Source organism: Streptomyces sp. NPDC006259 (genome assembly GCF_042870975.1).
Classification (GTDB): domain Bacteria; phylum Actinomycetota; class Actinomycetes; order Streptomycetales; family Streptomycetaceae; genus Streptomyces.
Window position 1 is genome coordinate 221,373 of record NZ_JBIAHY010000007.1, and the last position, 20,744, is coordinate 242,116.

Consider the following 20,744-nt stretch of genomic DNA (forward strand, 5'->3'; position numbering starts at 1 on the left):
CTGCGGCTCCCCGACGCGAGCGGTCGCCCCCGGCTTCCACACTCACGCGCCGAGCGTCGTCAGCAGACGTTGCAGTGACCCGCCGAGACCCCAGCGCACCGCCAGCTCCTCCAGCGCCGCGGGCTCCCGCGGCCCGTGCGGAAGCGCCGTGGACACCTCCGGCAGCGGCACGTCGCCCGCGACCCGGACCACCGTCGGCGCGACGGCGAGGTAGGGCCGGGCCTCGTCGAGCCGCTTGCGCTGCGAGGGCGTGAGCTTCGCCCTCGGGTCGTCGACGGCCGCCAGGATCCCGGCCAGGTCGCCGAACTCGGCCAGCAGCTTGGCCGCCGTCTTCTCCCCGATGCCCGGTACGCCGGGCAGACCGTCGCTCGGGTCGCCGCGCAGCAGCGCCAGATCCGCGTACCCGCGCCCGTCGACGCCATACTTCTCGCGCAGCCACGCCTCGTCCGTCGTCTGGAGCGTGCCGACGCCCTTCAGCGGGTACAGCACCCGCACCCCGCGCGCGTCGTCCACCAACTGGTACAGGTCGCGGTCGCCGGTGACGATGTCGACCGGGCCCTTCGCACGCGCGGTGAAGGTGCCGATCACGTCGTCCGCCTCGTAGCCGGCGACGCCCACGCGCGCGATGCCGAGCGCGTCCAGCACCGCCTCGATGACCGGGACCTGCGGTGAGAGCGTGTCCGGCACCTCTTCCTCGTCGGGGCCGACCTCGCGCTCCTCGGCGACCCGGTGCGCCTTGTAGGAGGGGATGAGGTCGATCCGCCACTGCGGCCGCCAGTCGGCGTCCATGCAGGCGACCAGTTCGTCGGGCCGGTGGTCCTTGACCAGGCGGTCGATGAAGTCCAGCAGTCCGCGTACGGCGTTCACCGGCGTGCCGTCCGGGGCCTTCACGGAGTCCGGGACGCCGAAGTAGGCGCGGAAGTACAGCGAGGCGGTGTCGAGGAGCATCAGTCGTCCGGTCACGCCACGCATCATGCCGCACCGGCCCGCCGCCGATCCGCCGGTGTCACTCACGTGGCCCGTGCGAGGAGCCGGTGAACCGGCCCACTCGTCGTGAACCCGGTGATCATGCGCGGCCTGTCGATGGCCGTCATCGCCGGCATGCTCGACGCCGGGGGCCTCGGTGGCGCCGTCAACGAGGCCGTCGGCCGGCTCGACATCGGCCTCGGCTTCGAGGACGCCGTCCGCGCCCGGCCGCAGGGCGACCCCGGCCTGCTCGACACCTGGGCCCCGTCGACAACCCCCGTCGACAGCCCCTGTCGACAGCCCCCGTCGACGGCGCCGGGAGCGGAGCCGGGCGGCCGGGTGACCTGACAGCACCCGGACCGTCCTGCGCGGGGCGGCACGGCCGTACGTCTCGACACGTACGCCGGGGCCCGCCCCGCGCGCGTTCGGCCCGGCTGTATCCGGCCAACCGCGCGGCGCCGCGGCCGCACCCCGCCCGGCTCCTCGCCGCACGCCGGCGCCCGGGCCCCGGACCAGCCGGATCGCGTCCGGGAAACGGCACGGGAACACCCGGCGGCCCCTCGGCATTGACACCAGGAACACCGGAGAGCGCCCCGCCGGCGGACGATCGGCTGGCGCGAACCGTGACTCGCGTGTGACGCCCGGTGTCCTCGATGTGACGGGCTCGTGAAACGGTTTGCCGAACATGCGTAGGGTGCAGAGAACTCAGCAGTGGACGGGCGCCCGCGAAGGGGCACTCGGTAGCCGGGACCGACGAGCGTAGGAGGGAGCCGGAGCGATGGGCGACCACAAGGAACAGCCCCTCCGGGTGGGCGCGGCCGTCCGGCGGCGGCGCCGGTCCCTGGACCTCACGCTCGCCGTCGTGGCCCAGCGCAGCGGCCTGTCAGTCCCGTTCCTGAGCCAGATCGAGAACGACCGGGCGCGACCCAGCACCGGCTCCCTGGAGAAGGTCGCCGACGCCCTGCGCACCACGGCCGTCGAACTCCTCGCCGCCGCCGACCCGGCGTGCAGCGTCGACGTCGTGCGCGCCGAGATCGCCGAGCCCGGACCCGATCCGCGGTCCCGCTCCCTGGTCCGGGGGCACCACCAGATGCACGCCTCGGAGTTCACCGGGGACCACGAGGCCGGCCGCGAGTTCCAGTACCGCAACGACCAGCTGATGTACGTCGCCGACGGCGCGGTGGAGATCGAGGCGGAGGGCCGGGCCTACCGTCTCGGCCGCGGCGACACCCTGTACCTCACCGGCGGGGTCCGTCACCGCTGGCGCGCGACCGTACCGGACACCCGGATCGTGGTCGTCGCCGTGGCGGAGCACATCGAGGCGGTCCGGGACCGCGGACGGTAGTGCGCGTCGTCTCGTTGGTGCCCTCGCTGACCGAAGCGGTGGCCTCGTCCGTGCCCGGTGTCCTGGTCGGCGTCACCGACTGGTGCACCCACCCCTCCGACCTCGACGTCCCCCGGATCGGCGGCACCAAGAACCCCGCGACCGACCGGATCGCCTCGCTCGCACCCGATCTGGTGATCGCCAACGAGGAGGAGAACCGGGAGCCGGACCTCGCCGTCCTCCGGGACGCCGGCATCGAGGTCCTGGTGACCGAGGTACGGAGCGTGCCGCAGGCCTTCCGTGAGCTGGCACGCGTGCTGGACGCCTGCGGGGCCCGTTCGCGCCCCCGCTGGCTGGACGAGGCCGAGGAGGCCTGGGACGCCCTGGAACCGCCCGGCCGCCACCGGACGGCCGTGGTGCCGGTCTGGCGCCGCCCGTGGATGGTCCTGGGCCGCGACACCTTCGCCGGAGACGTCCTCGCCCGCCTGGGCGTGGACCACCTGTACGCCGACCACCAGGACCGCTACCCCGAGGTGGCGCTGGACGACCTGCGGGCGGCGGCCCCGGACCTGGTCGTCCTGCCCGACGAGCCCTACCGTTTCACCGCCGACGACGGCCCGGAGGCCTTCCCCGGTCTGCCGTGCGCCCTCGTCGGCGGACGGCACCTGACGTGGTACGGCCCGTCGCTGGCCGAGGCGCCGCAGGTGCTGGCCGGGGCGCTGCGAGCAGCTCGGCGCTGACCAGCCCCCGCACGGTGTGCGCGGCGACGACGGCCCAGGCGGTCACCAGCACGACGTACAGCCCGACGGCCGGCGCCTCGTACGCGACGAGCCCCGTGTGCCGGGCCAGGGCCTCGGCGCCGGTCACACAGGTGCCGACCGGGAAGGTGAACGCCCACCACGTCATCGTGAAACCCATCCCGGCCCGGCGGGCCCGCACCACATGGACGGTGGCCAGACACGACCACAGCAGCGCGAACCCCATGACGGGCACCCCGTAGAGGACGGCGAGAACCGCGAGAACGCGGCTGTCGGGCGCGGACACCACCGTGGGCGCGACCTCCGCGAACGCCCCGACGGCCGTCGTCGACTGCCCGAGCGGGCCCAGGACCAGGAACAGCGTCGGGGTCAGGGCGAGGGGCAGCGGACCGCCGGTGACCAGCCGGGCGAAGACGACCGGCAGCATCACCAGCGTGGCGAGCAGGCTCAGCCCGAACAGCGCGAAACACGCGAACAGCAACGTCTCGCGGGCCTGCCCGGCCGGCAGGTACGGCACCAGGTGCGGCCCCGAGGCGGCCGACACCATCGGCGCCACCAGCGGCAGCAGCCACACCGGCGTGGCCTGCCCCGGCTCGACCCGGTGGCGTACGGCCATGAGGTACGGGACCGCGACGGCCGCCGCGAGCCCCACCCCGGTGCCGGCGCAGAACAGCACGGCGTCGAGAGCGACGGCCGCGTCGGTGCCGATCCAGTCCCGTCCGACCGCGAGCGCCCCGCCGCCGACCGCGACCAGCGCCATCGCCAGGCAGCCGTAGAACGGGACCGTCGCCGGGTCCAGGACGTGGGCGCGGGCCTGGTCGCGGTGGTGGCGCCAGTGCGCCGCCCGGGCGGCGAGCAGGGCCGGCAGCAGGAGCAGGGAGAGGGTCCAGACGGCAGCACAGGCCGTGCGCAGCCCCGGAACGTGGGCGGGCAGGCCCGCGCCCGCCGTCGCCACCACGGCGGTGCCCATGACCGTGGCGTACCAGTTCGGGCCGAGATGACGGACGGCGGCGGCACGCGGGCGCGGCCGCGGGCTCGCGAGGACGACGGGCTGGACTGCGGTGACCATGACTCCACCGTCCCGCCCGGACGCGCCCCCGACCAGGGACGATGGCTCTATGAGGGCATAAACTGACCTTATGACCAGCGACGAGACGACGCACGAACCCCTGGGGGAGCGGCCCGGCGGCTCGATCGCGCACCGGGTCCCCGACCTCGGTGCCCTGGAACTGCTGCTGGCCGTCGCCCGGCTCGGCAGCCTCGGCCAGGCCGCCCGTGAGCTGGGCATCACCCAGCCGGCCGCGAGCAGCCGCGTCCGTTCCATGGAACGCCAGCTCGGCGTGGCCCTCGTGGACCGTTCACCGCGCGGCTCCCGGCTCACCGACGCCGGCGCGCTGGTCACCGACTGGGCGCGACGGATCGTCGAGGCGGCGGCGGCCTTCGACGCGGGCGCGCAGGCGCTGCGCGACCGGCGCGACTCGCGGCTGCGGGTCGCGGCGAGCATGACCATCGCCGAGTACCTGCTGCCCGGCTGGCTCCTCGCGCTGCGCTCCCAGCGGCCGGACACGGCGGTGTCGCTGCTCGCGGGCAACTCGACGGCGGTGGCGGAACGGCTGCTGTCCGGCGAGGCCGACCTCGGCTTCGTCGAGGGGCTCAACGTGCCGGCGGGCCTGGACTCGACGGTCATCGCCCACGACCGGCTGATCGTCGTCGCGGCGCCCGCGCATCCGTGGGCGCGGCGCCGGCGGGCGCTGTCCGCGCAGGAGCTGGCGTCGACGCCGCTGATCCTCCGGGAGGAGGGTTCCGGGACCCGTCAGGTCCTCGACGCGGCACTCGGCGGGCTGGCCCGCCCCCTGATCGAGCTGTCCTCGACCACGGCGGTGAAGGCGGCGGCGGTCAGCGGCGCGGGTCCTGCGGTCCTGAGCGAACTGGCGGTGGGCGAGGAACTGGGCCTGCGGCGCCTGGTGTCCGTCCCGGTGGACGGGGTCCGCCTGGCCCGGGACCTCCGAGCGGTCTGGCCCACGGGCCACCGCCCGACGGGCCCGGCCCGGGACCTGCTGTCGCTGACCCGGGGGTAGATCTTCCCGTCACTCCCGTCACTCCCGTCACTCCCGTCACTCCCGTCACTCCCCCCGTCACCCCGTCGTCCGCCGTCGTCCGCCCGGAGAGCGGGCCGGCCGGCGTCCGGTGCGTGCGGTCAGCCTGTCGGGGTCCGTCGGTGTGCCGGGCGGAAGGCCTGGTACGGGGGGTGCCCGGGCTCTGGCCCGGTGTGGCCCGAGTGCGTGCCAGGCCTCGCCCGGCAGCGGTGGTCCGACCGCACGACGTGGAGCGGCCCCTGCCCGCCCCTCCGCCGAACCGGTCGGCTGTCCCGGCCCGCCCGGCGTTCGAGGACGACGCGCGAAGCGCCGACAGCGGGAGCCTGGTGGCGAGGCCCCCAGGATCGGGACGGGAAGGGGCGGCGGGGACGAGGAAGGCCGTGAACGGCGGCGGGGCGAGGAAGGCCGCGAAGGGCGCCGGGGGCGAGGGAGGCCGTGAACGGCGGCGGGGGCGAGGAAGGCCGTGAACGGCGGCGGGGCGAGGGAGGCCGTGAACGGCGGCGGGGCGTGAAGGGCCGCCCCGCCTACCCCGACGCCCGCACCAACCCGCGCATCACCCGCCCGTCCTCACCCATCTCCGGATGCCATTGCACCCCCAGCGCCCACCCGCCGCTGCCCGACGGGAGTTCGACCGCCTCCACCGTCCCGTCCCCCGCGTACGCGCACGCCACCAGCCCCACGCCCAGCCGATCCACCGCCTGGTGATGGAAGGTCGGCACCGTCGTCTCCTCGGGCACGAGCCCGGCGTACAGCGTCCCCGGCACGGGCTTCACCGGATGCCGCCCGAACACCCCGACGACCTCCGCGTGCCCGGACAGATGCTGCACGAGCGACCCACCGAGCGCCACGTTCAGCAACTGCATCCCCCGGCAGATCCCCAGCAGCGGCACCCCCGTCGCCAACGCGGCCTCGATCAGCGCCAGTTCCCACGCGTCCCGCATCCGCGCCGGCGGCCCCGTCCGGGGGTCCCGCTCGGCCCCGTACCGCTCCGGCTCGACATCGGGCCCGCCCGCTATGACCAGCCCGTCCAGCCGGGCCACGGCGGCCGCCGCGTGCTCGGGCGCGTCCGGCGGCAGCATCACGGCCAGGCCGCCCGCCCGCTGCACGAGGCGCGGATACCCGACCGGCAGCAACGCCGCCTCCAACTCCCACACCCCCCACCGCGCCCCGGTCTCCAGATACGTGCTGACGCCTATCAGCGGCCTGCCCGTGCCGTTCGCCATGCCCCGCCTCCATCCCGTCCCCGGGACCCCTCAATGGACTCGATCCGGACCATTGAACAGGCTCACGGGTCAGGCGAGGAAGCCCCGCAGCAGCGCGGCCGTCCCCACGCAGTGCTCGCGCATCATCTCCCGCGCGCCGTCCGCGTCCCCGTCGAGCACCGCCTCCACCAGGGCCGCGTGCTGGCGCTGCGAGTGCTCCAAGTTGCGCACCAGCAGCGGGATGCAGTCCAGCAGGTCGTTCACCGTCGCCCGGACCGCCGCGTACCGCGCCACCAGTGAGGGTGAGCCGGACAGTTCGGCGAGGGTGAGGTGCAGCATCGTGTCGAGGCGCCGGTACTCGGCCAGGGGCGCGTCCTCGGTGCGCTCCAACGCCTGACGCAGCCGGCCCCCCTGCTCCTCCGTCAGGCCGTACGCCGCGCACAGGCCCGCCGCGCCGACCTCCAGCACCTCCCGGAACCGGAGCACGTCCTCCATGTCGACCCCGGCGATCCGCCGCCGCAGCTCGGCCTCGCCGACCGCGTCCGCGCGCGGCCGCACGAACGTTCCGCCGTAGCGGCCCCGCCGGGACTCCACCAGCCCCTGTTCCTGGAGCACCTTCAGCACCTCGCGCAGCGTCACCCGGCTGATCCCGAGCCGTTCCGCCAGGTCCCGTTCGGCGGGAAGACGTTCGCCACCGGGCACCAGACCCAGCCGTACGACCTGGAGGATCTGCTCCAGGGCCTCCTCGAAGCCGTTCCCGGCCCGGACCGGCCGCAGCACCGGCGTCAACCGGTCGGCCGGTCCCTCCTCGGCATCCACCGCCATCCGGTCGCGCCCCCTTCCCAAGTAAAGGTTCCCCGCCATACCTTATGGCTCCCGGCCGTCCGACACAGCCGTAGCAGCCGAGGAAGCCTGAGGAGGCCCTCCCGTGGCAGACCGCACACCCCCGCTCGGCGTCGAGGAACTGCGCGCCCTCGTCGCCGGCGGTGAGATCGACACCGTCGTCCTCGCCTTCCCCGACATGCAAGGGCGTCTCCAGGGCAAGCGTTTCGCCGCCCGCTTCTTCCTCGACGAGGTCCTCGAACACGGCACCGAGGGCTGCAACTACCTGCTCGCCGTCGACACCGAGATGAACACGGTCGACGGTTACGAGATGTCCTCCTGGGCGCGGGGCTACGGCGACTTCGCCATGCATCCCGACCTGAGCACCCTGCGCCGCCTGCCCTGGCACCCCGGCACGGCGATGCTCGTAGCCGACCTGGCCTGGGAGGACGGCTCGCCCGTTCTCGCCGCGCCCCGGCAGATCCTGCGCCGCCAGCTGGAGCGCCTCGCCGAGCTGGGCTACACCGCCCAGGTCGGCACCGAGCTGGAGTTCATCGTCTTCAAGGACACCTACGAGCAGGCCTGGGACGCCCACTACCGGGGGCTCACGCCGGTCAACCAGTACAACATCGACTACTCGATCCTCGGCACCGGCCGCGTCGAGCCCCTCCTGCGGCGCCTGCGCAACGACATGGCCGGCGCCGGCCTCACCGTCGAGTCCGCCAAGGGGGAGTGCAACCCCGGCCAGCACGAGATCGTCTTCCGCTACGACGAGGCCCTGGTCACCTGCGACCAGCACGCCATCTACAAGACCGGTGCCAAGGAGATCGCCTCGCAGGAAGGCGTCTCCCTCACCTTCATGGCGAAGTACAACGAGCGCGAGGGGAACTCCTGCCACATCCACCTCTCCCTCGCCGACGCCGACGGCGCCAACGCGATGGCAGGGCCGGACGGGATGTCCGAGGTCATGCGGTACTTCCTCGCCGGACAGCTCGCCGCCCTGCGCGACTTCTCGCTCCTCTACGCCCCGCACATCAACTCCTACAAGCGGTTCCAGCCGGGGTCCTTCGCCCCGACCGCCGTCGCCTGGGGCCACGACAACCGCACCTGCGCCCTGCGCGTCGTCGGCCACGGCCGCTCCCTGCGCTTCGAGAACCGGCTGCCCGGCGGCGACGTCAACCCGCACCTCGCGGTCGCCGCACTGGTGGCCGCCGGCCTGTACGGCATCGAGCGGCGGCTCGAACTGCCCGAGCCCTGCGCCGGCAACGCCTACGGCGCCGACTACGCGCGCGTTCCCACCACCCTCCGCGAGGCCGCCGACCTGTGGGAGAACAGCCCCGTCGCGCGAGCCGCCTTCGGCGACGAGGTCGTCGCCCACTACCGCAACATGGCCCGCGTCGAGCTGGAGGCCTTCGACGCGGCGGTCACCGACTGGGAGCTGCGCCGCTCCTTCGAACGCCTGTGAGGCCCTTCTTGCCCGACCAGCCGAAGCCCGACCAGCCGAAGCGCGACCAGCGGAAGTCCGACCAGCCGCACTCCGACGAGTCGATGTCCGACCGGCCCGCGTCCGACCAGCTCCACGTCGTCGATCCGGCCACCGAGGAGATCGTCGCGACCGTCCCCGCCGCCACCGAGGCCGACGTCCACGCGGCCGTCGTGCACGGCACCCGGGCCCAGGCCAGGTGGGCCGCCCTCGCGCCGGGCGACCGCGCCCGCCTGCTGCGCCGTTTCGCCACGCGGGTCGACGAACACCTCGAAGAACTGGCCCGGTGCGAGGTCCGCGAGGCCGGGCACACCATCGGCAACGCCCGCTGGGAGGCGGGCAACGTCCGGGACCTGCTGGACTACGCGGCCGGGGGAGTGGAGCGCCTCACGGGACGTCAGATCCCGGTCGCGGGCGGCCTCGACGTCACGATCCTCGAACCGCTGGGTGTCGTCGGCGTCATCGCGCCGTGGAACTTCCCGATGCCGATCGCGGCCTGGGGCGCGGCCCCGGCGCTCGCCGCCGGAAACGCGGTGATCCTCAAGCCCGCCGAGACCACCCCGCTGACCGCCCTGCGGCTGGCCGGACTCGCCCTGGAGGCCGGCCTGCCGGAGGGTCTGTTCCAGGTGCTGCCCGGCCGCGGCCCCGTCGCCGGCAACGCCCTGGTCGAGCATCCGGGCGTGGCGAAGATCGTCTTCACCGGATCGACGACCGTGGGCAAACGCGTGTGGGCGAAGGGGGCCGACCTGCTCAAGCGCGTCACCCTCGAACTCGGCGGCAAGAGCCCCAACATCGTCTTCGCCGACGCGGACGTCGAGGCCGCCGCCGCGGCCGCTCCGATGGCCTTCCTCGACAACTCCGGCCAGGACTGCTGCGCCCGCACCCGCATCCTCGTCCAGCGCTCCGTCCACGACCGTTTCCTGGAGCTCCTCGCCCCCGCGATCGAGTCGGTGGTGGTGGGCGACCCGTCGGACGAGGCCACGGACATGGGACCGCTGATCTCCCGAGCCCAGCTGGACCGGGTGCGTTCCTACGTGCCGGACGGTCTGCCCGGCATCCGCGGCAAGGCGCCCGCGGGCCCCGGCTTCTGGTTCCCGCCCACCGTCCTCACCGGCCTCGACCCCGGCGCGCGCGTCGCCGTGGAGGAGGTCTTCGGCCCGGTCGCCGTCGTCCTGCCGTTCGAGGACGAGGCGGAGGCGATCGCCCTCGCCAACGCCACCGAGTACGGCCTCTCCGGATCCATCTGGACCCGTGACGTCGGCCGCGCCCTGCGCGTCTCGCGGGCCGTCCGCGCCGGCAACCTGTCCGTCAACTCCCACTCCAGCGTCCGCTACTCGACCCCGTTCGGGGGCTTCAAGCAGTCCGGCGTCGGCCGCGAACTCGGACCCGACGCCCTGACCGCCTTCACCGAGACCAAGAACGTCTTCATCAGCACGGAGGGCCCCGCACAGTGACCGAAGAGATCATCTGCCGCCGGCTCGTCGGCCGCACCGCCGTCATCACCGGGGCCGCCAGCGGCATCGGCCTCGCCACCGCCCGCCGCCTCGCCTCCGAGGGCGCCCACGTGGTCTGCGGCGACGTCGACGAGACCCGCGGCAAGGCCGCCGCCGACGAGGTCGGCGGCCTGTTCGTGAAGGTCGACGTCACCGACCCGGACCAGGTCGAGGCCCTGTTCAAGGCGGCGTACGACACCTACGGCAGTGTCGACATCGCCTTCAACAACGCCGGCATCTCACCCCCCGACGACGACTCCATCCTCGACACCGGACTGGAGGCCTGGAAGCGCGTCCAGGAGGTCAACCTCACCTCCGTCTACCTGTGCTGCAAGGCCGCCATCCCCTACATGCGCCGCCAGGGCAGGGGCTCCATCATCAACACGGCGTCCTTCGTGGCCAGGATGGGCGCGGCCACCTCCCAGATCTCGTACACGGCCTCCAAGGGCGGTGTCCTCGCCATGTCCCGCGAACTGGGCGTGCAGTTCGCCCGGGAGGGCATCCGCGTCAACGCCCTGTGCCCCGGGCCGGTCAACACCCCGCTCCTCCAGGAGCTGTTCGCCAAGGACCCCGAGCGGGCGGCCCGCCGTCTCGTCCACATCCCGGTCGGACGGTTCGCCGAGGCCGAGGAGATCGCCGCCGCCGTCGCCTTCCTGGCCAGCGACGACTCCTCCTTCGTCAACGCCAGCGACTTCCTCGTCGACGGCGGCATCGCCGGGGCGTACGTCACCCCGCTGTAGCCCGCGTCCTACAGTGCCGGGATGAGCATGACGCCCCCGCCCGGCTGGTACGGCGACCCGACGGCCCCCCACCAGGAGCGCTGGTGGGACGGCACCACCTGGACCGACCACCGGCGCGCCCCGGGGTCCCCGGCCGGGGAGGGCTTCGGGCCGCCGACACCGGTGTCACCGCCGACACCGCCCGTGACACCGCTCGCCGAGGGCTTCGGGCCGCCCGCGGGTCCGGTTCGGCAGGGTTTCGCCGGGCCGGCGGGTACGGGCCGCCGCCCCTCGTGCGGTGGTGGCGGCCGGTCCCGGCCCGTCGTCCCGGTGGTCGTCGCGGCCGCCCTCGTCGCGGCGGTCGTGACCGGAGTCGTCGTGCTGCGCGGCGACGGCGACGGGACGGAACCCGCCGCCGCCCCGCTGGCCGGCACCTCCTCGGCGCCCGCGACGACCCCGGACGCCTCCACCCCCGCCCCGTCCCCCGACCCGTCGGCCACCCCGTCCGCCGCCCCTTCCGTCGTGGACGAACTGAACGGCATCACGCTCCCGCTGCCCGAGGGCTGGGTCCTCCCCGAACACGTCGCCGAGCCGGACGTCGTCATGACCACCGACGGCACCTACGACTGTCCGGGCGGCGGCGTCTGCCGGCACGGCCGGGTCGTCTCCCGCACCGTGACCGACACCGCCGAGACCTCGCCCAGGGCGCTGGCCGAGGCGGACATCGCCGACGCGGCCGACGACGCCTACGACCGTGACCTCGTCGGCCGACGCCCCTTCGGCGGGATCGAGTCGCACAAGGCGGTGGCCGCCGGGCAGGTCGCGGTCGGCGGCCGCGCCGGGTACTACGTCCGCTGGCGGGTGACGACCGCCGAGGGGCCCGGCGGCTACGTCCAGTCCCTGGTCTTCCCGTCCACCGTCGGCACCGAGGCCCCCGTCCTGGTCCGCTACGTCTTCGACGCGGGCGAGGACGGGCCGCCGCTCACCGACATGGACCGCATCACCAAGGGCATCCGCCCGGCCGGCGACGCGGACACGGGCGGCGGGGTCGGCAGCGGCCTCACACCGAAGCGGTGAGCCGCACGGGCCCGATCCGTACATCGCGGGTGGCGGCGGACGGCGGATTGCGGCGGCATCGCGCAGTTGCCCGGCCCGCGGCTATCGGGGGCCGTCTCGCTCACCCTCGCTGCGCCGCAGTGCGCCCTGCCGCTCTCCCGGCAGGATGGCGGCCAACTCGCCCACCGGGGAGACGTCGTGGCACCTGCCATCCCGGCTGCCACGGCACCACCACACCGGGGGACCGGCCGTGTCCCTCTCGCCCTGGTACCAGTCGTCAGCGGTCCCCGCGGGACGCGGGTGCATCCCGCTCCCGTGTTCCCGGCAGAGCGGCCAGACCTGCCGGAGCAGCTCCATGACGGTCTCCTGCGCCGCATCCGCGACCACGGTCAGGACCGTCGTCGCATCGTCCGGCTCCGGCGGGTCGCCCTCCTCCAGGTCGCACGCGTTCACCGGATTACCGTGCCAACGGCCGTCCGGCAGCGCCACGTAGACCTGCCTGTCGATCCCGTTCGAGGGCGAAGGCCGCCAAGACGGGGCATCCATCAGTATCAGCGCGTCCTGGCCCGGCAGGGTCGCCGTCAGGTCGCGATTGACCACAGCGAGTGCGGCCTCCAACTTCGGCCACCGGCCGGGCTCGGCTCGCCGGGGCTCCGGGGGATGCCACCGGTCATGACCAGGACCGATGCGGGAGTACGAGGAGTGGTTCACCGAGGCATCGTCCCAGCCGCGCCGTCCTTGACCGGTGTCCGAGGGCGAAATCGGCTCACTGCTTCGCCGGCAATTCGTTCGGGTCCGGCCGGCGGGGGTGTGTCGGTTCCCGGCCGAGGACGTCGAGCAGGTGGAGCCGGACGCCCCGGGCGACGGCGACGACGGGCGGGTCGGCGGCGCTGCCGACCCGTGGCCGCCGACAGGCGGACCCCCGCGAAGTGCGGAGCTAGAGGAACGTGCGGCCCTCGCCGCGGTACGTCGGCACCGTCGCCGTCACCTCGTCCCCCTCGATCAGGCGCAGCACGTCGAACCGCTCGCACAGTTCGCCGGCCTTCGCGTGCCGGAACCACACCTTGTCGCCGATCAGCAGATCGTCGGCGGGGGAGCCGAGCAGCGGGGTCTGCACCTCGCCGGGGCCCTCCTGCGAGTCGTAGCGCAGCCCCTCCGGCAGATACGGCACCGGCAGCCGGTCGGGTCCGGCGGCACCGGAGGCGGGGTAGCCGCCGCCGAGGACGGTGACGACGCCGACGCCCGGGCGGCGCACGACGGGCTGGGCGAACAGGGCGGCCGGACGGCCGTCGAAGGACGTGTAGTTGTCGAACAGCCGCGGCACGTACAGTCCCGAGCCGGCCGCGATCTCGGTGACCGCGTCCTCCGCGGCGGTGTGCTGCACACTGCCGGTGCCACCGCCGTTGACGAACTCCAGGTCCGGCGCGACGGCCCGCACCGCACGCACCACCGCGGCACGCCGCTCGACGAGTTCACGCCGGGCGGTGGCCTGCATCAGCCGTATCGCACGCGACCGGAAGGGCCGTCCGGCCAGGGAGTCGCCCACGCCCGCGATGTGCCCCTCGTACGCCATGATCCCCACCAGCCGGAACCCGGGGCGCCGGGCCACCGCCCGTGCCACGTCGGCGACCTGGGCCGGGGAGTGCAGCGGGGAGCGCAGGGCACCGATCCGCATCCGGCCGCCCAGCAGCTTCAGTGAGGTGTCCAACTCCAGGCAGACCCGCACCACTTCGTGGCCGTCGCCGCGCGCGGAGTCGATCAGGTCGAGCTGGGCGACGTCGTCCACCATCACGGTGACGGCGGCGGCCAGTTTCGGGTCGCCGGCCAGTTCCGCGAAGCCGGAACGGTCGGCCGAGGGGTAGGCGAGCAGGATGTCGTCGAAGCCCGACCGGGCCAGCCACAGGGATTCGGCCAGGGTGAACGACATGATGCCCGCGAAGCCGTCCTTCGCCAGGACGCGCTCCAGCAGGGCCCGGCAGCGGACGGACTTGCTCGCGACCCGCACCGGCTTCCCACCCGCCCGGCGGACCAGATCGTCCGCGTTGGCGTCGAATGCCTCCAGGTCAACGATGGCGAGAGGAGCGTCGAGATGGGCGGTGGCCCGGTCGTACCGGGCCCGGTCGGCGGCGCGCGCAGTCATGGACGCAGCCTGCCAGACCCGATTACCGCAGGGTAGGGGGACGTTCCGGGCAGATGCCCCCGAGGGCACGGACCGGTTGCGGACAGGTTCCCGTTCGCGCAGGAACAAGCCGTAGAGTGACGCGCACGCACGGAGGGCGGCTCCGGCCGGTCACCCGTGCCGGGATGCCGGTCCGCCCGTGCGGGTATGCGTGCCCAGGTGTGACCGGCGTGTCCGCACCCGGGCCACCGGGCGGAGGAGAGCGCCCCGCAGGACAACGACGGCGCGGGCACGAGGAAACGGGGGGTGCATGAGTACGGAAGCACGCCGCGCCTCGATCCCCCCGCGCCCGACGACGCCCCCGCCCCCGGCGACCCCACCCCGCCCGCCCCATCCACCGACGTCCCCGGACCCGGACCGGGACTCGGACACGGGGAACCAGGTGGCCCAGCCGCCGAGCGCCGGCCCGTTCGCCTCCGCCCGCGGGGTTCCCGAACCGCCGTCCGCCGCGCCGGGCTTCCCGCACCTGCCGTCCCCGGCCCCGCAGACGGACCCCATGCCCCCGCCCCCGGCGTCGGCCCGTTTCCCGGACACCCCGCCCCCGAGTGGCCGGCCCGGCGAAGGCCGGCCCCGGACCGGGGCGTACGGGTCCGCGGAAGGACCCCGGCCAACGGCCCCGCACCGTGACCGTCCCGCGACCACGCAGCCCACCCGCCCGCCGGGGCCGGGGATCACCCGCCCGGCCCGCTCGGACGGCGCCCGCCCGGTCGCCTCGGACGGCGCCGCTGCCGACGCGTCGTCCGGTGCGTGGCGGCAGGAACCGGGGATCACCCGCCCGGCCCGACCGGACGGCGCCCGCCCGGTCGGTTCCGGCGGTGCCGCACCCGCGGGATCGGAGGGTGCCGGTCCGGCGCGCTCCGGCATCCCACGCCCGGCCCGCCTGGACGGCACCCGCTCCCCGCGGACGCCCCTTGCCGGACCGAGCGGTCCCGAGGCCGCCCGCCCGGCAGGCCCGGCCGCGCCCCGCCCCGCACGGCTGGACAACGCCCGCCAGACCGACAGGGACGCCGCGCTCCGGAACGCCCCGCACTCCACCGCGTCGGCCGGCCGGCCCGCCACAGGCTCGCACGCCACGGACCCGGCCGAACCGCGCAACCCGCGCCCGACGGACCCCCCTGGGCCGCGCCCGACCGGTGGGAACACCGTGGACGCGCCCCAGCCGTACGGATCCCGCCCGACCGGTCCGAACACCGGGCACCGGAACGGCTCGACGAGCACCGCGTATTCGACCACTCCGAACATCGGGCACCCGAACACCGCGCACCCGACCGCCGCCCCGAGCACCGCGCGCCCGACCGGCCCCAGCGGTCCCCGTCCCGCCGAGTCGGACTTCCCGCGTCCCGCCGAGTCGAACCTTCCGCGTTCCACCGGTCCGAACGCCGGCTCCCGCCCCGGCGCCCCCGCGGAGACCGGCCCGGCCCGTTCCGGCGCCGGGCGGCCGGCCGCTCCCGGCGGCGTGCCCGGCACCGCCGGTCCGGAGCGCACGGCCACCCCGGCTCCGGGTACGGAGGGCGCCCCGCCGGCCTCCGCTCGCCAGGCAGCCCATGCAGCGCAGGCGTCCCAGGCGTCCCAGGCAGCGCAGGCAGCCCACGGCGCACCGGGCACCCGTGCCGCGTCCCCCACCGGCGTTCCCGTCCCCGACCACGACCAGCCCCGGCCCCCCGCCCCCGGCAGCGCCTGGACCCCCCTCCCGCGTACCTGGGCGCCCCCGCCCGGGCAGCACCGGGACGGGCTGTCCACCACCGTTCCCGGGCGGCACCCCGACGGTGACGCGCGGCCTGCCTGGAGCCCCGCGGCGCCCCTGCGGCATCCGGACTTCGACACCCCGCCCCCGGCCGCCGAGGCGGGGCCCGATCCGGCGCTGTCGTGGAGTGCCCCGATGGTGCCGGGCGGGGCGCCGGGTGCCACGCGGCCCGTCGTGACGTTCGCCGCGCCGGAGGGGTACGGCGACGCCCCGCGCGCGGGGTGGACGAGGCTGCGCGGGCACACGGTCGCGGCGGCGGCCTGCGTCGTCCTCGGGCTGGGACTCATCGGCGGCGCGGTCACCGGCAGCTGGCTCGTCGGAGACCCCGCGGAGGCGGGGGAGCAGGGTGTCTACGCCACCGCGCGGGGCCTGTGGCACAACGCGCCCGTCGACCAGCTGTTCCCCCCGACCGTGGACGGTCAGGGCGCGGGCCCCGGCGGCGCCGACCGCACCTGGACGCGGATCGCCGTCGCCCCGGACAGCGGCTGCGCCGGTGCCTTCGACCCCCTGCTCGGCAAGGCACTCGCCCCGGTCGGCTGCACCCGCCTGCTGCGCGCGACCTACACCGACGCCACCCACAGCTACGTCACGACCGTGGGCCTGCTGTTCACCAAGGCCGACGCGGCCGGCATGCGCGCCCTCGACACCCGGTTCGCCAAGGAGGGCCTGGCCCGCCGCACCGACCTGATGCCCCGCCCGTACGCCGCGAAGGGCACGCCGGCCGCCGCCTTCGGCGACGGGCAGCGCGCCTCGTGGACGGTGTCCGTCCTCACCGACGCCCCCGTCGTCGTCTACGCCGTCTCCGGCTGGGCCGACGGCCGTACGGTCGCCACCCCGCAGTCCGCCGTCGAGGCCACCGCCTCGGGCGCCACCGCCACCGCCGTCGCCCAGGCGGGCCTCGGCAACGAGGCCAAGGGGCTAGCCGACCGCGTCGAGCGGGGCCTGCGCAAGAGCGCCGTATCGCCCTCGGAGCCGCCCGCATGACCGGCCGCGCGGCCTGCCGGGCCGGCGTGCTGAGCTGCCTGCTGGCCGCCGCGGTCGCCCTGGTGCCGCCCACCACCGCGTACGCGGACGGCATCCGGGCCAAACAGTGGGGCCTGGAGGCACTGCACACCGAAGAGATCTGGCGGACCACCAAGGGCAGGGGCATCACCGTCGCCGTCCTGGACACCGGCGTCGAGTCCGACCACCCCGACCTCGACGGCAACGTCCTGACCGGCAGGGACATGGTCGGCTTCGGCGCCGGGCCCGGCGACCGGGCCTGGGCCCGCCACGGCACCGCGATGGCCGGCATCATCGCCGGTCACGGCCATGGCAACGGCAACGGCGACGGTGTCATGGGCATCGCCCCGGAAGCGAGGATCCTGCCCGTCCGGGTGATCCTGGAGGACGGCGACCCGTCCCGCGCCAAGGCCCGCAACACCCGCGGCAACGCCCTCGCCGACGGCATCCGCTGGGCCGCCGACCAGGGCGCCGACGTCATCAACCTCTCCCTCGGCGACGACTCCGCCTCGGCCCACCCCGAACCCGCCGAGGACGAGGCCGTCCAGTACGCGCTGAAGAAGGGCTCGGTCGTCGTCGCCTCGGCCGGCAACGGCGGCGAGAAGGGCGACCACATCTCCTACCCGGCGGCCTACCCGGGCGTCATCGCCGCGACCGCCGTCGACCGCTACGGCACCCGCGCCTCCTTCTCCACCCGCCGCTGGTACGCCACGGTCAGCGCCCCCGGCGTCGACGTCGTCATCGCCGACCCGGACCACAAGTACTACGAGGGCTGGGGCACCTCCGCCGCGGCGGCCTTCGTCTCCGGCGCGGTCGCCCTCGTCAAGGCCGCCCATCCGGACCTGACGCCGGCGCAGATCAAGAAGCTGCTGGAGGACACCGCCCGCAACGCACCCACCGGCGGCCGCGACGACTCCCGCGGCTTCGGCTTCATCGACCCGGCCGCGGCGATCAAGGCCGCCGTCGGCCTCGCACCCGAGGGCCCGCGGTCGGCGGCGTACGGCGAGGAGTACTTCGGCCCCGGCCCGGACGAGGAACCGGCCGACGACGACACCTCGGGCTGGGCCGGTCCGCTCGCGGGCGGCACCGGCGGAGTGCTGCTGGTGGCCGCCGTGGTCCTGTGGCGGGCCCGCCGCGACCGCGACCGGCAGGACCGGCGACAGCAGTACGAGGCCTTCTAATCCCGCTCCCGGCCCACCGGCCCATCGGCCACCGGGCCATCGGCCACCGGCCCACCGGCCATCGGCCACCGGCCCACCGGGCCACCGGCCCACCGGCCCACCGGCCCACCGGGCCACCGGCCCACCGGGCCACCGGGCCACCGGCCCACCGGGCCACCGGGCCACCGGCCCACCGGCCCGGCCGGCTCAGCCGGCGGTGAACGCCGACACCGCCGCCTTCGCCGCCGCCTCCACCAGAGCGATCCCCTTCGCCCGGGTCGCGTTGCCGTCCGACAGGACCGCCACCAGGTAGTCGTGGCCGCCGCACGTCACCCGCCCGATGCTGTTGACGTCCCACAGCCCGGTCGCCGTACGCGGCAGCCAGCCGTTCTTCAGCGCCCACGCGGACCCGTCGGCGACCGCGGAGACCCCCCACCGCTGGTCCGCCGCGATCCGCCCCATCAGCCCCTGAAGGTACGTCCGCGAGGCCTCGCTCAGCGCCGGGTCGGCGCCGAAGACCTGCCGCAGCAGCGTCAGCTGGTCGGCGGCCGTGGTCCGGGTCAGCCCCCACAGCCCGCCGTCGCCGCCCTCGGTGCCGGTGAGCCCGAACCGCTCGTTCGCGGCGTCGAGCCCCGCCGCGCCGCCGATGGCGTTCCACAGCGCCGTCGCGGAAGCGTTGTCGCTGTTCTCGATCATCGCGGTCGCGTACGCCTTCTCCCGCGCCGTGAGGTTCCGGCCGGCGTCCTGCGCCCGGAGCAGCAGTGCCGCCAGGATGTCCACCTTGACGATGCTCGCCGTGTCGAAGGCATCCGCGCCGAGGACGGCACTCGACCCGGAGTCCACGTCGAGCACCGCCACGGACACCCGCGCCGTGTCCGGCACGGTCACCGACGCCATCGCCCGCGCCAGCAGGGCGTCGCGGTCCACCACGGACACCGCCGCCTCCTCCACCGACGCCTCCCCGCTCGCCGACGCCGACGCCGGGGCCGGCGCCGACGCCGACGATACGGCGCCCGGAGCCGAGTGCGCCCGCGCCTTCACGCACCCGGTCCCGGCCACCGCGGCGCCGAGCACGGCCACGGAGACGAGCGCGCGGCGCAGGAGGGGGCGGCGGTCGCAGGGACGAGCGCGGCTGCCGCGGCGTGCTCCGGAGGACTCCATGGCCGTGATGCTGGGGGCACCGGCTGTGCGTCCCGTCGGACGCGGGTGAGAGGTGCGTCAGGACCGTCTGAGAAACCTGTGAAAGCGGTCGGTGCCGTGTTCGCGGCCCCGCACGACCGCGGCGGTTTCCCCCCGATAGGGTCGGTGACCGTGGCGAACAAGAACATTCCCGACCCCGGCTTCTCCGACGACGACGGCTCCGCCGACCCGGCGCTGAGCGCGGCGCTCGCCGCCTGGGCCGAGGACCGCACGGCCGTCGGACCCGTGCTGGAGGCGCTGAAGGGCGCCCGGCTGCTCGTCCCGGTCGTCGCCGTGCTCGGGGAGGTGGAGGAGGACGCGAACGGACTGCGCCGCGAGAAGACCAGCGACATGGCCGTGCCGACGCTGAAGGCGGGGCACCGCACCGCGCTGCCGGCCTTCACCTCCACCGCGTCGCTCGCCCGCTGGGACCCGCGGGCCCGCCCCGTCGCCGTACCGCTGCACCAGGCCCTGCAGGCGGCCGCCCACGAGAAGGCCGACACGGTGATCCTGGACCTGGCCGGGCCGGTCCCCTTCGAGCTGACGGGACCCGCGCTGCTGGCGCTCGCCGAGGGCCGCACGTCGACCGACCCGCTGGCGGACCCGGCGGTCGTCGAGGCGGTCCGGGCCGCGGTGGCCGCCGAACCGGCCGTGCTGCGCGCCCATCTGGTGCCCGGCGGCGCCGACGGCACCCTCGCCCTGGTCCTGGCCCCGCACGCCGCTCCCGCCGAGACCGCCCAGGCCGTGGCGGGGCGCATCGCCGCCGACGAAACACTGAGGGCCCGCCTGGTGCGCGGCCTCGACCTGGCACTCCTGCCGGCCGGCACCACCCCTCCGGGCGAGCCCCTCTACGTACGCGGGTGACGCGGCCGGTCTAGCCGTAGACCGGTCCGGTGTACTTCTCGCCCGGACCCTGGCCCGGCTCGTCCGGCACGAGCGAGGCCTCGCGGAAGGCCAGCTGGAGCGACTTCAGGCCGTCGCGCAGCGGGGCCGCGTGGAAGGAGCTGATCTCGGTCGTGCTCGCGTCCAGCAGGCCGGCGAGAGCGGTGATCAGCTTGCGGGCCTCGTCCAGGTCCTTGTACTTGTCGCCCTCCTCGGTCAGACCGAGCTTCACGGCTGCCGCGCTCATCAGGTTGACGGCGACCGTCACGATCACCTCGACCGCCGGGACCTCGGCGATGTCGCGGGTCATCTCGTCGAAACCGGCGGTGCCGGAGGGGGCGGGGCTGTCCGAGGGGGAGGTGTCACTCATGCCCCACACGATAGGGCCCGCCGGACGCCCTCTTGACAGCAGGAGGCGGGAGGCACCGGATTCGCGCAGGCCCGAACGAGCTGCTAGTGTCGGGTAACGACCGGTCGGACACGCGTGCCCTTCAAGCAGGCGGATCCGGCCCACAAGTGGAGGCTCCGAACTCCCACCCGACCACCCTCCGGGGCGGCGGGTCACCCCGGTCAGGCGGCCCCCATCGTTCCGTACGGACGATGGAGTCGCCCGGTAGCGCGCCCCGCGATCCTCGCGGCGGTGCTCCGGTAGTGCTTGGAGCCCCGCCTGTGATCGTTC

General features: G+C 75.0%; 18 protein-coding genes and 1 pseudogene. 11 read left to right on the top strand and 8 right to left on the bottom strand.

What is annotated here, in order from left to right; genetic code table 11:
* Positions 1-42 precede the first annotated feature (42 nt).
* On the bottom strand, positions 43-972 hold the full coding sequence (locus tag ACFYO5_RS28705) for a 5'-3' exonuclease H3TH domain-containing protein (protein ID WP_388714550.1): 930 nt from the start codon (positions 970-972) through the stop codon (positions 43-45).
* Positions 973-1,053: 81 nt separating this feature from the next.
* Between ACFYO5_RS28705 and ACFYO5_RS28710 the strand changes: the two genes are divergently transcribed.
* From ACFYO5_RS28710 to ACFYO5_RS28720, 3 genes and pseudogenes are all read left to right on the top strand, one after another.
* Positions 1,054-1,314, top strand: coding sequence for a hypothetical protein (locus ACFYO5_RS28710; RefSeq protein WP_388714572.1), 261 nt, complete (start codon positions 1,054-1,056; stop codon positions 1,312-1,314).
* A gap of 430 nt (positions 1,315-1,744) precedes the next feature.
* The gene (locus ACFYO5_RS28715; protein ID WP_356563303.1) at positions 1,745-2,311 is read left to right on the top strand and encodes an XRE family transcriptional regulator; all 567 of its coding nucleotides are present in this window, start codon (positions 1,745-1,747) and stop codon (positions 2,309-2,311) included.
* Positions 2,312-2,361: 50 nt separating this feature from the next.
* Positions 2,362-2,913 (top strand): annotated as a pseudogene (locus tag ACFYO5_RS28720) (helical backbone metal receptor); the annotation flags it as partial.
* Here the strand turns inward: ACFYO5_RS28720 and ACFYO5_RS28725 are convergent.
* Positions 2,891-4,117, bottom strand: coding sequence for a TDT family transporter (locus ACFYO5_RS28725; protein WP_388714108.1), 1,227 nt, complete (start codon positions 4,115-4,117; stop codon positions 2,891-2,893). The pseudogene ACFYO5_RS28720 and the gene ACFYO5_RS28725 overlap by 23 nt on opposite strands.
* A gap of 70 nt (positions 4,118-4,187) precedes the next feature.
* Between ACFYO5_RS28725 and ACFYO5_RS28730 the strand changes: the two genes are divergently transcribed.
* Positions 4,188-5,126 (top strand): LysR family transcriptional regulator, encoded by a 939-nt coding sequence (locus tag ACFYO5_RS28730; protein ID WP_356563300.1) that lies wholly within the window; start codon positions 4,188-4,190, stop codon positions 5,124-5,126.
* Positions 5,127-5,668: 542 nt separating this feature from the next.
* Here ACFYO5_RS28730 and ACFYO5_RS28735 read toward each other — a convergent pair.
* Together ACFYO5_RS28735 and ACFYO5_RS28740 are read right to left on the bottom strand one after the other, a co-directional pair.
* A complete protein-coding gene (locus tag ACFYO5_RS28735) occupies positions 5,669-6,367 on the bottom strand; it encodes a gamma-glutamyl-gamma-aminobutyrate hydrolase family protein (protein WP_388714112.1) in 699 nt (232 codons plus the stop codon).
* Between the two features lie 69 nt (positions 6,368-6,436).
* Complete coding sequence (locus ACFYO5_RS28740; RefSeq protein WP_388714114.1) at positions 6,437-7,171, bottom strand: FadR/GntR family transcriptional regulator; 735 nt, start codon at positions 7,169-7,171, stop codon at positions 6,437-6,439.
* A gap of 103 nt (positions 7,172-7,274) precedes the next feature.
* On the opposite strand from ACFYO5_RS28740, the gene ACFYO5_RS28745 reads away from it, so the two are divergent.
* The 4 genes from ACFYO5_RS28745 (at position 7,275) to ACFYO5_RS28760 (ending at position 11,940) form a co-directional block, all read left to right on the top strand.
* Positions 7,275-8,633 (top strand): glutamine synthetase family protein, encoded by a 1,359-nt coding sequence (locus tag ACFYO5_RS28745; RefSeq protein WP_388714117.1) that lies wholly within the window; start codon positions 7,275-7,277, stop codon positions 8,631-8,633.
* A gap of 83 nt (positions 8,634-8,716) precedes the next feature.
* Positions 8,717-10,105: an aldehyde dehydrogenase family protein gene (locus ACFYO5_RS28750; RefSeq protein WP_388714553.1), complete on the top strand. Its 1,389-nt coding sequence runs from the start codon at positions 8,717-8,719 to the stop codon at positions 10,103-10,105.
* The gene (locus ACFYO5_RS28755; protein ID WP_388714120.1) at positions 10,102-10,884 is read left to right on the top strand and encodes a 3-oxoacyl-ACP reductase; all 783 of its coding nucleotides are present in this window, start codon (positions 10,102-10,104) and stop codon (positions 10,882-10,884) included. Before ACFYO5_RS28750 ends, ACFYO5_RS28755 begins: the two co-directional genes overlap by 4 nt.
* Positions 10,885-10,911: 27 nt before the next feature.
* Positions 10,912-11,940 (top strand): DUF2510 domain-containing protein, encoded by a 1,029-nt coding sequence (locus ACFYO5_RS28760; protein ID WP_388714557.1) that lies wholly within the window; start codon positions 10,912-10,914, stop codon positions 11,938-11,940.
* 81 nt (positions 11,941-12,021) lie between these two features.
* Here ACFYO5_RS28760 and ACFYO5_RS28765 read toward each other — a convergent pair whose 3' ends face one another.
* Both ACFYO5_RS28765 and ACFYO5_RS28770 read right to left on the bottom strand, forming a co-directional pair.
* Positions 12,022-12,372, bottom strand: a complete 351-nt coding sequence (locus ACFYO5_RS28765) for a hypothetical protein (RefSeq protein WP_388714123.1) — start codon at positions 12,370-12,372, stop codon at positions 12,022-12,024.
* A gap of 484 nt (positions 12,373-12,856) precedes the next feature.
* Positions 12,857-14,059 carry an amino acid deaminase/aldolase gene (locus tag ACFYO5_RS28770; RefSeq protein WP_356563289.1) on the bottom strand — a complete coding sequence of 401 codons (1,203 nt, stop codon included), beginning with the start codon at positions 14,057-14,059 and terminating at the stop codon, positions 12,857-12,859.
* 1,183 nt (positions 14,060-15,242) lie between these two features.
* Between ACFYO5_RS28770 and ACFYO5_RS28775 the strand changes: the two genes are divergently transcribed.
* A complete protein-coding gene (locus tag ACFYO5_RS28775) occupies positions 15,243-16,826 on the top strand; it encodes a hypothetical protein (RefSeq protein WP_388714126.1) in 1,584 nt (527 codons plus the stop codon).
* Positions 16,823-18,025, top strand: coding sequence for a type VII secretion-associated serine protease mycosin (gene mycP / locus ACFYO5_RS28780; RefSeq protein ID WP_388714129.1), 1,203 nt, complete (start codon positions 16,823-16,825; stop codon positions 18,023-18,025). The genes ACFYO5_RS28775 and mycP overlap by 4 nt, the downstream gene beginning before the upstream one ends.
* 186 nt (positions 18,026-18,211) lie before the next feature.
* Here the strand turns inward: mycP and ACFYO5_RS28785 are convergent, their stop codons facing one another.
* Positions 18,212-19,165: a serine hydrolase gene (locus tag ACFYO5_RS28785; protein WP_388714133.1), complete on the bottom strand. Its 954-nt coding sequence runs from the start codon at positions 19,163-19,165 to the stop codon at positions 18,212-18,214.
* A gap of 150 nt (positions 19,166-19,315) precedes the next feature.
* Between ACFYO5_RS28785 and ACFYO5_RS28790 the strand changes: the two genes are divergently transcribed.
* Complete coding sequence (locus tag ACFYO5_RS28790) at positions 19,316-20,047, top strand: SseB family protein (RefSeq protein WP_388714136.1); 732 nt, start codon at positions 19,316-19,318, stop codon at positions 20,045-20,047.
* 10 nt (positions 20,048-20,057) lie between these two features.
* Here the strand turns inward: ACFYO5_RS28790 and ACFYO5_RS28795 are convergent, their stop codons facing one another.
* On the bottom strand, positions 20,058-20,435 hold the full coding sequence (locus tag ACFYO5_RS28795; RefSeq protein WP_356563280.1) for a DUF1844 domain-containing protein: 378 nt from the start codon (positions 20,433-20,435) through the stop codon (positions 20,058-20,060).
* Positions 20,436-20,744 lie beyond the last annotated feature (309 nt).

Bases quoted from the DNA above. Each gene is read 5' to 3' on its own strand.
- ACFYO5_RS28715 (WP_356563303.1), top strand. From the start codon at position 1,745: ATGGGCGACCACAAGGAACAGCCCCTCCGGGTGGGCGCGGCCGTCCGG.
- ACFYO5_RS28750 (WP_388714553.1), top strand. From the start codon at position 8,717: ATGTCCGACCGGCCCGCGTCCGACCAGCTCCACGTCGTCGATCCGGCC.
- ACFYO5_RS28705 (WP_388714550.1), bottom strand. From the start codon at position 972: ATGCGTGGCGTGACCGGACGACTGATGCTCCTCGACACCGCCTCGCTG.
- ACFYO5_RS28770 (WP_356563289.1), bottom strand. From the start codon at position 14,059: ATGACTGCGCGCGCCGCCGACCGGGCCCGGTACGACCGGGCCACCGCC.
- ACFYO5_RS28760 (WP_388714557.1), top strand. From the start codon at position 10,912: ATGACGCCCCCGCCCGGCTGGTACGGCGACCCGACGGCCCCCCACCAG.
- ACFYO5_RS28785 (WP_388714133.1), bottom strand. From the start codon at position 19,165: ATGGAGTCCTCCGGAGCACGCCGCGGCAGCCGCGCTCGTCCCTGCGAC.
- ACFYO5_RS28725 (WP_388714108.1), bottom strand. From the start codon at position 4,117: ATGGTCACCGCAGTCCAGCCCGTCGTCCTCGCGAGCCCGCGGCCGCGC.
- ACFYO5_RS28740 (WP_388714114.1), bottom strand. From the start codon at position 7,171: ATGGCGGTGGATGCCGAGGAGGGACCGGCCGACCGGTTGACGCCGGTG.
- mycP (WP_388714129.1), top strand. From the start codon at position 16,823: ATGACCGGCCGCGCGGCCTGCCGGGCCGGCGTGCTGAGCTGCCTGCTG.
- ACFYO5_RS28735 (WP_388714112.1), bottom strand. From the start codon at position 6,367: ATGGCGAACGGCACGGGCAGGCCGCTGATAGGCGTCAGCACGTATCTG.
- ACFYO5_RS28795 (WP_356563280.1), bottom strand. From the start codon at position 20,435: ATGAGTGACACCTCCCCCTCGGACAGCCCCGCCCCCTCCGGCACCGCC.
- ACFYO5_RS28730 (WP_356563300.1), top strand. From the start codon at position 4,188: ATGACCAGCGACGAGACGACGCACGAACCCCTGGGGGAGCGGCCCGGC.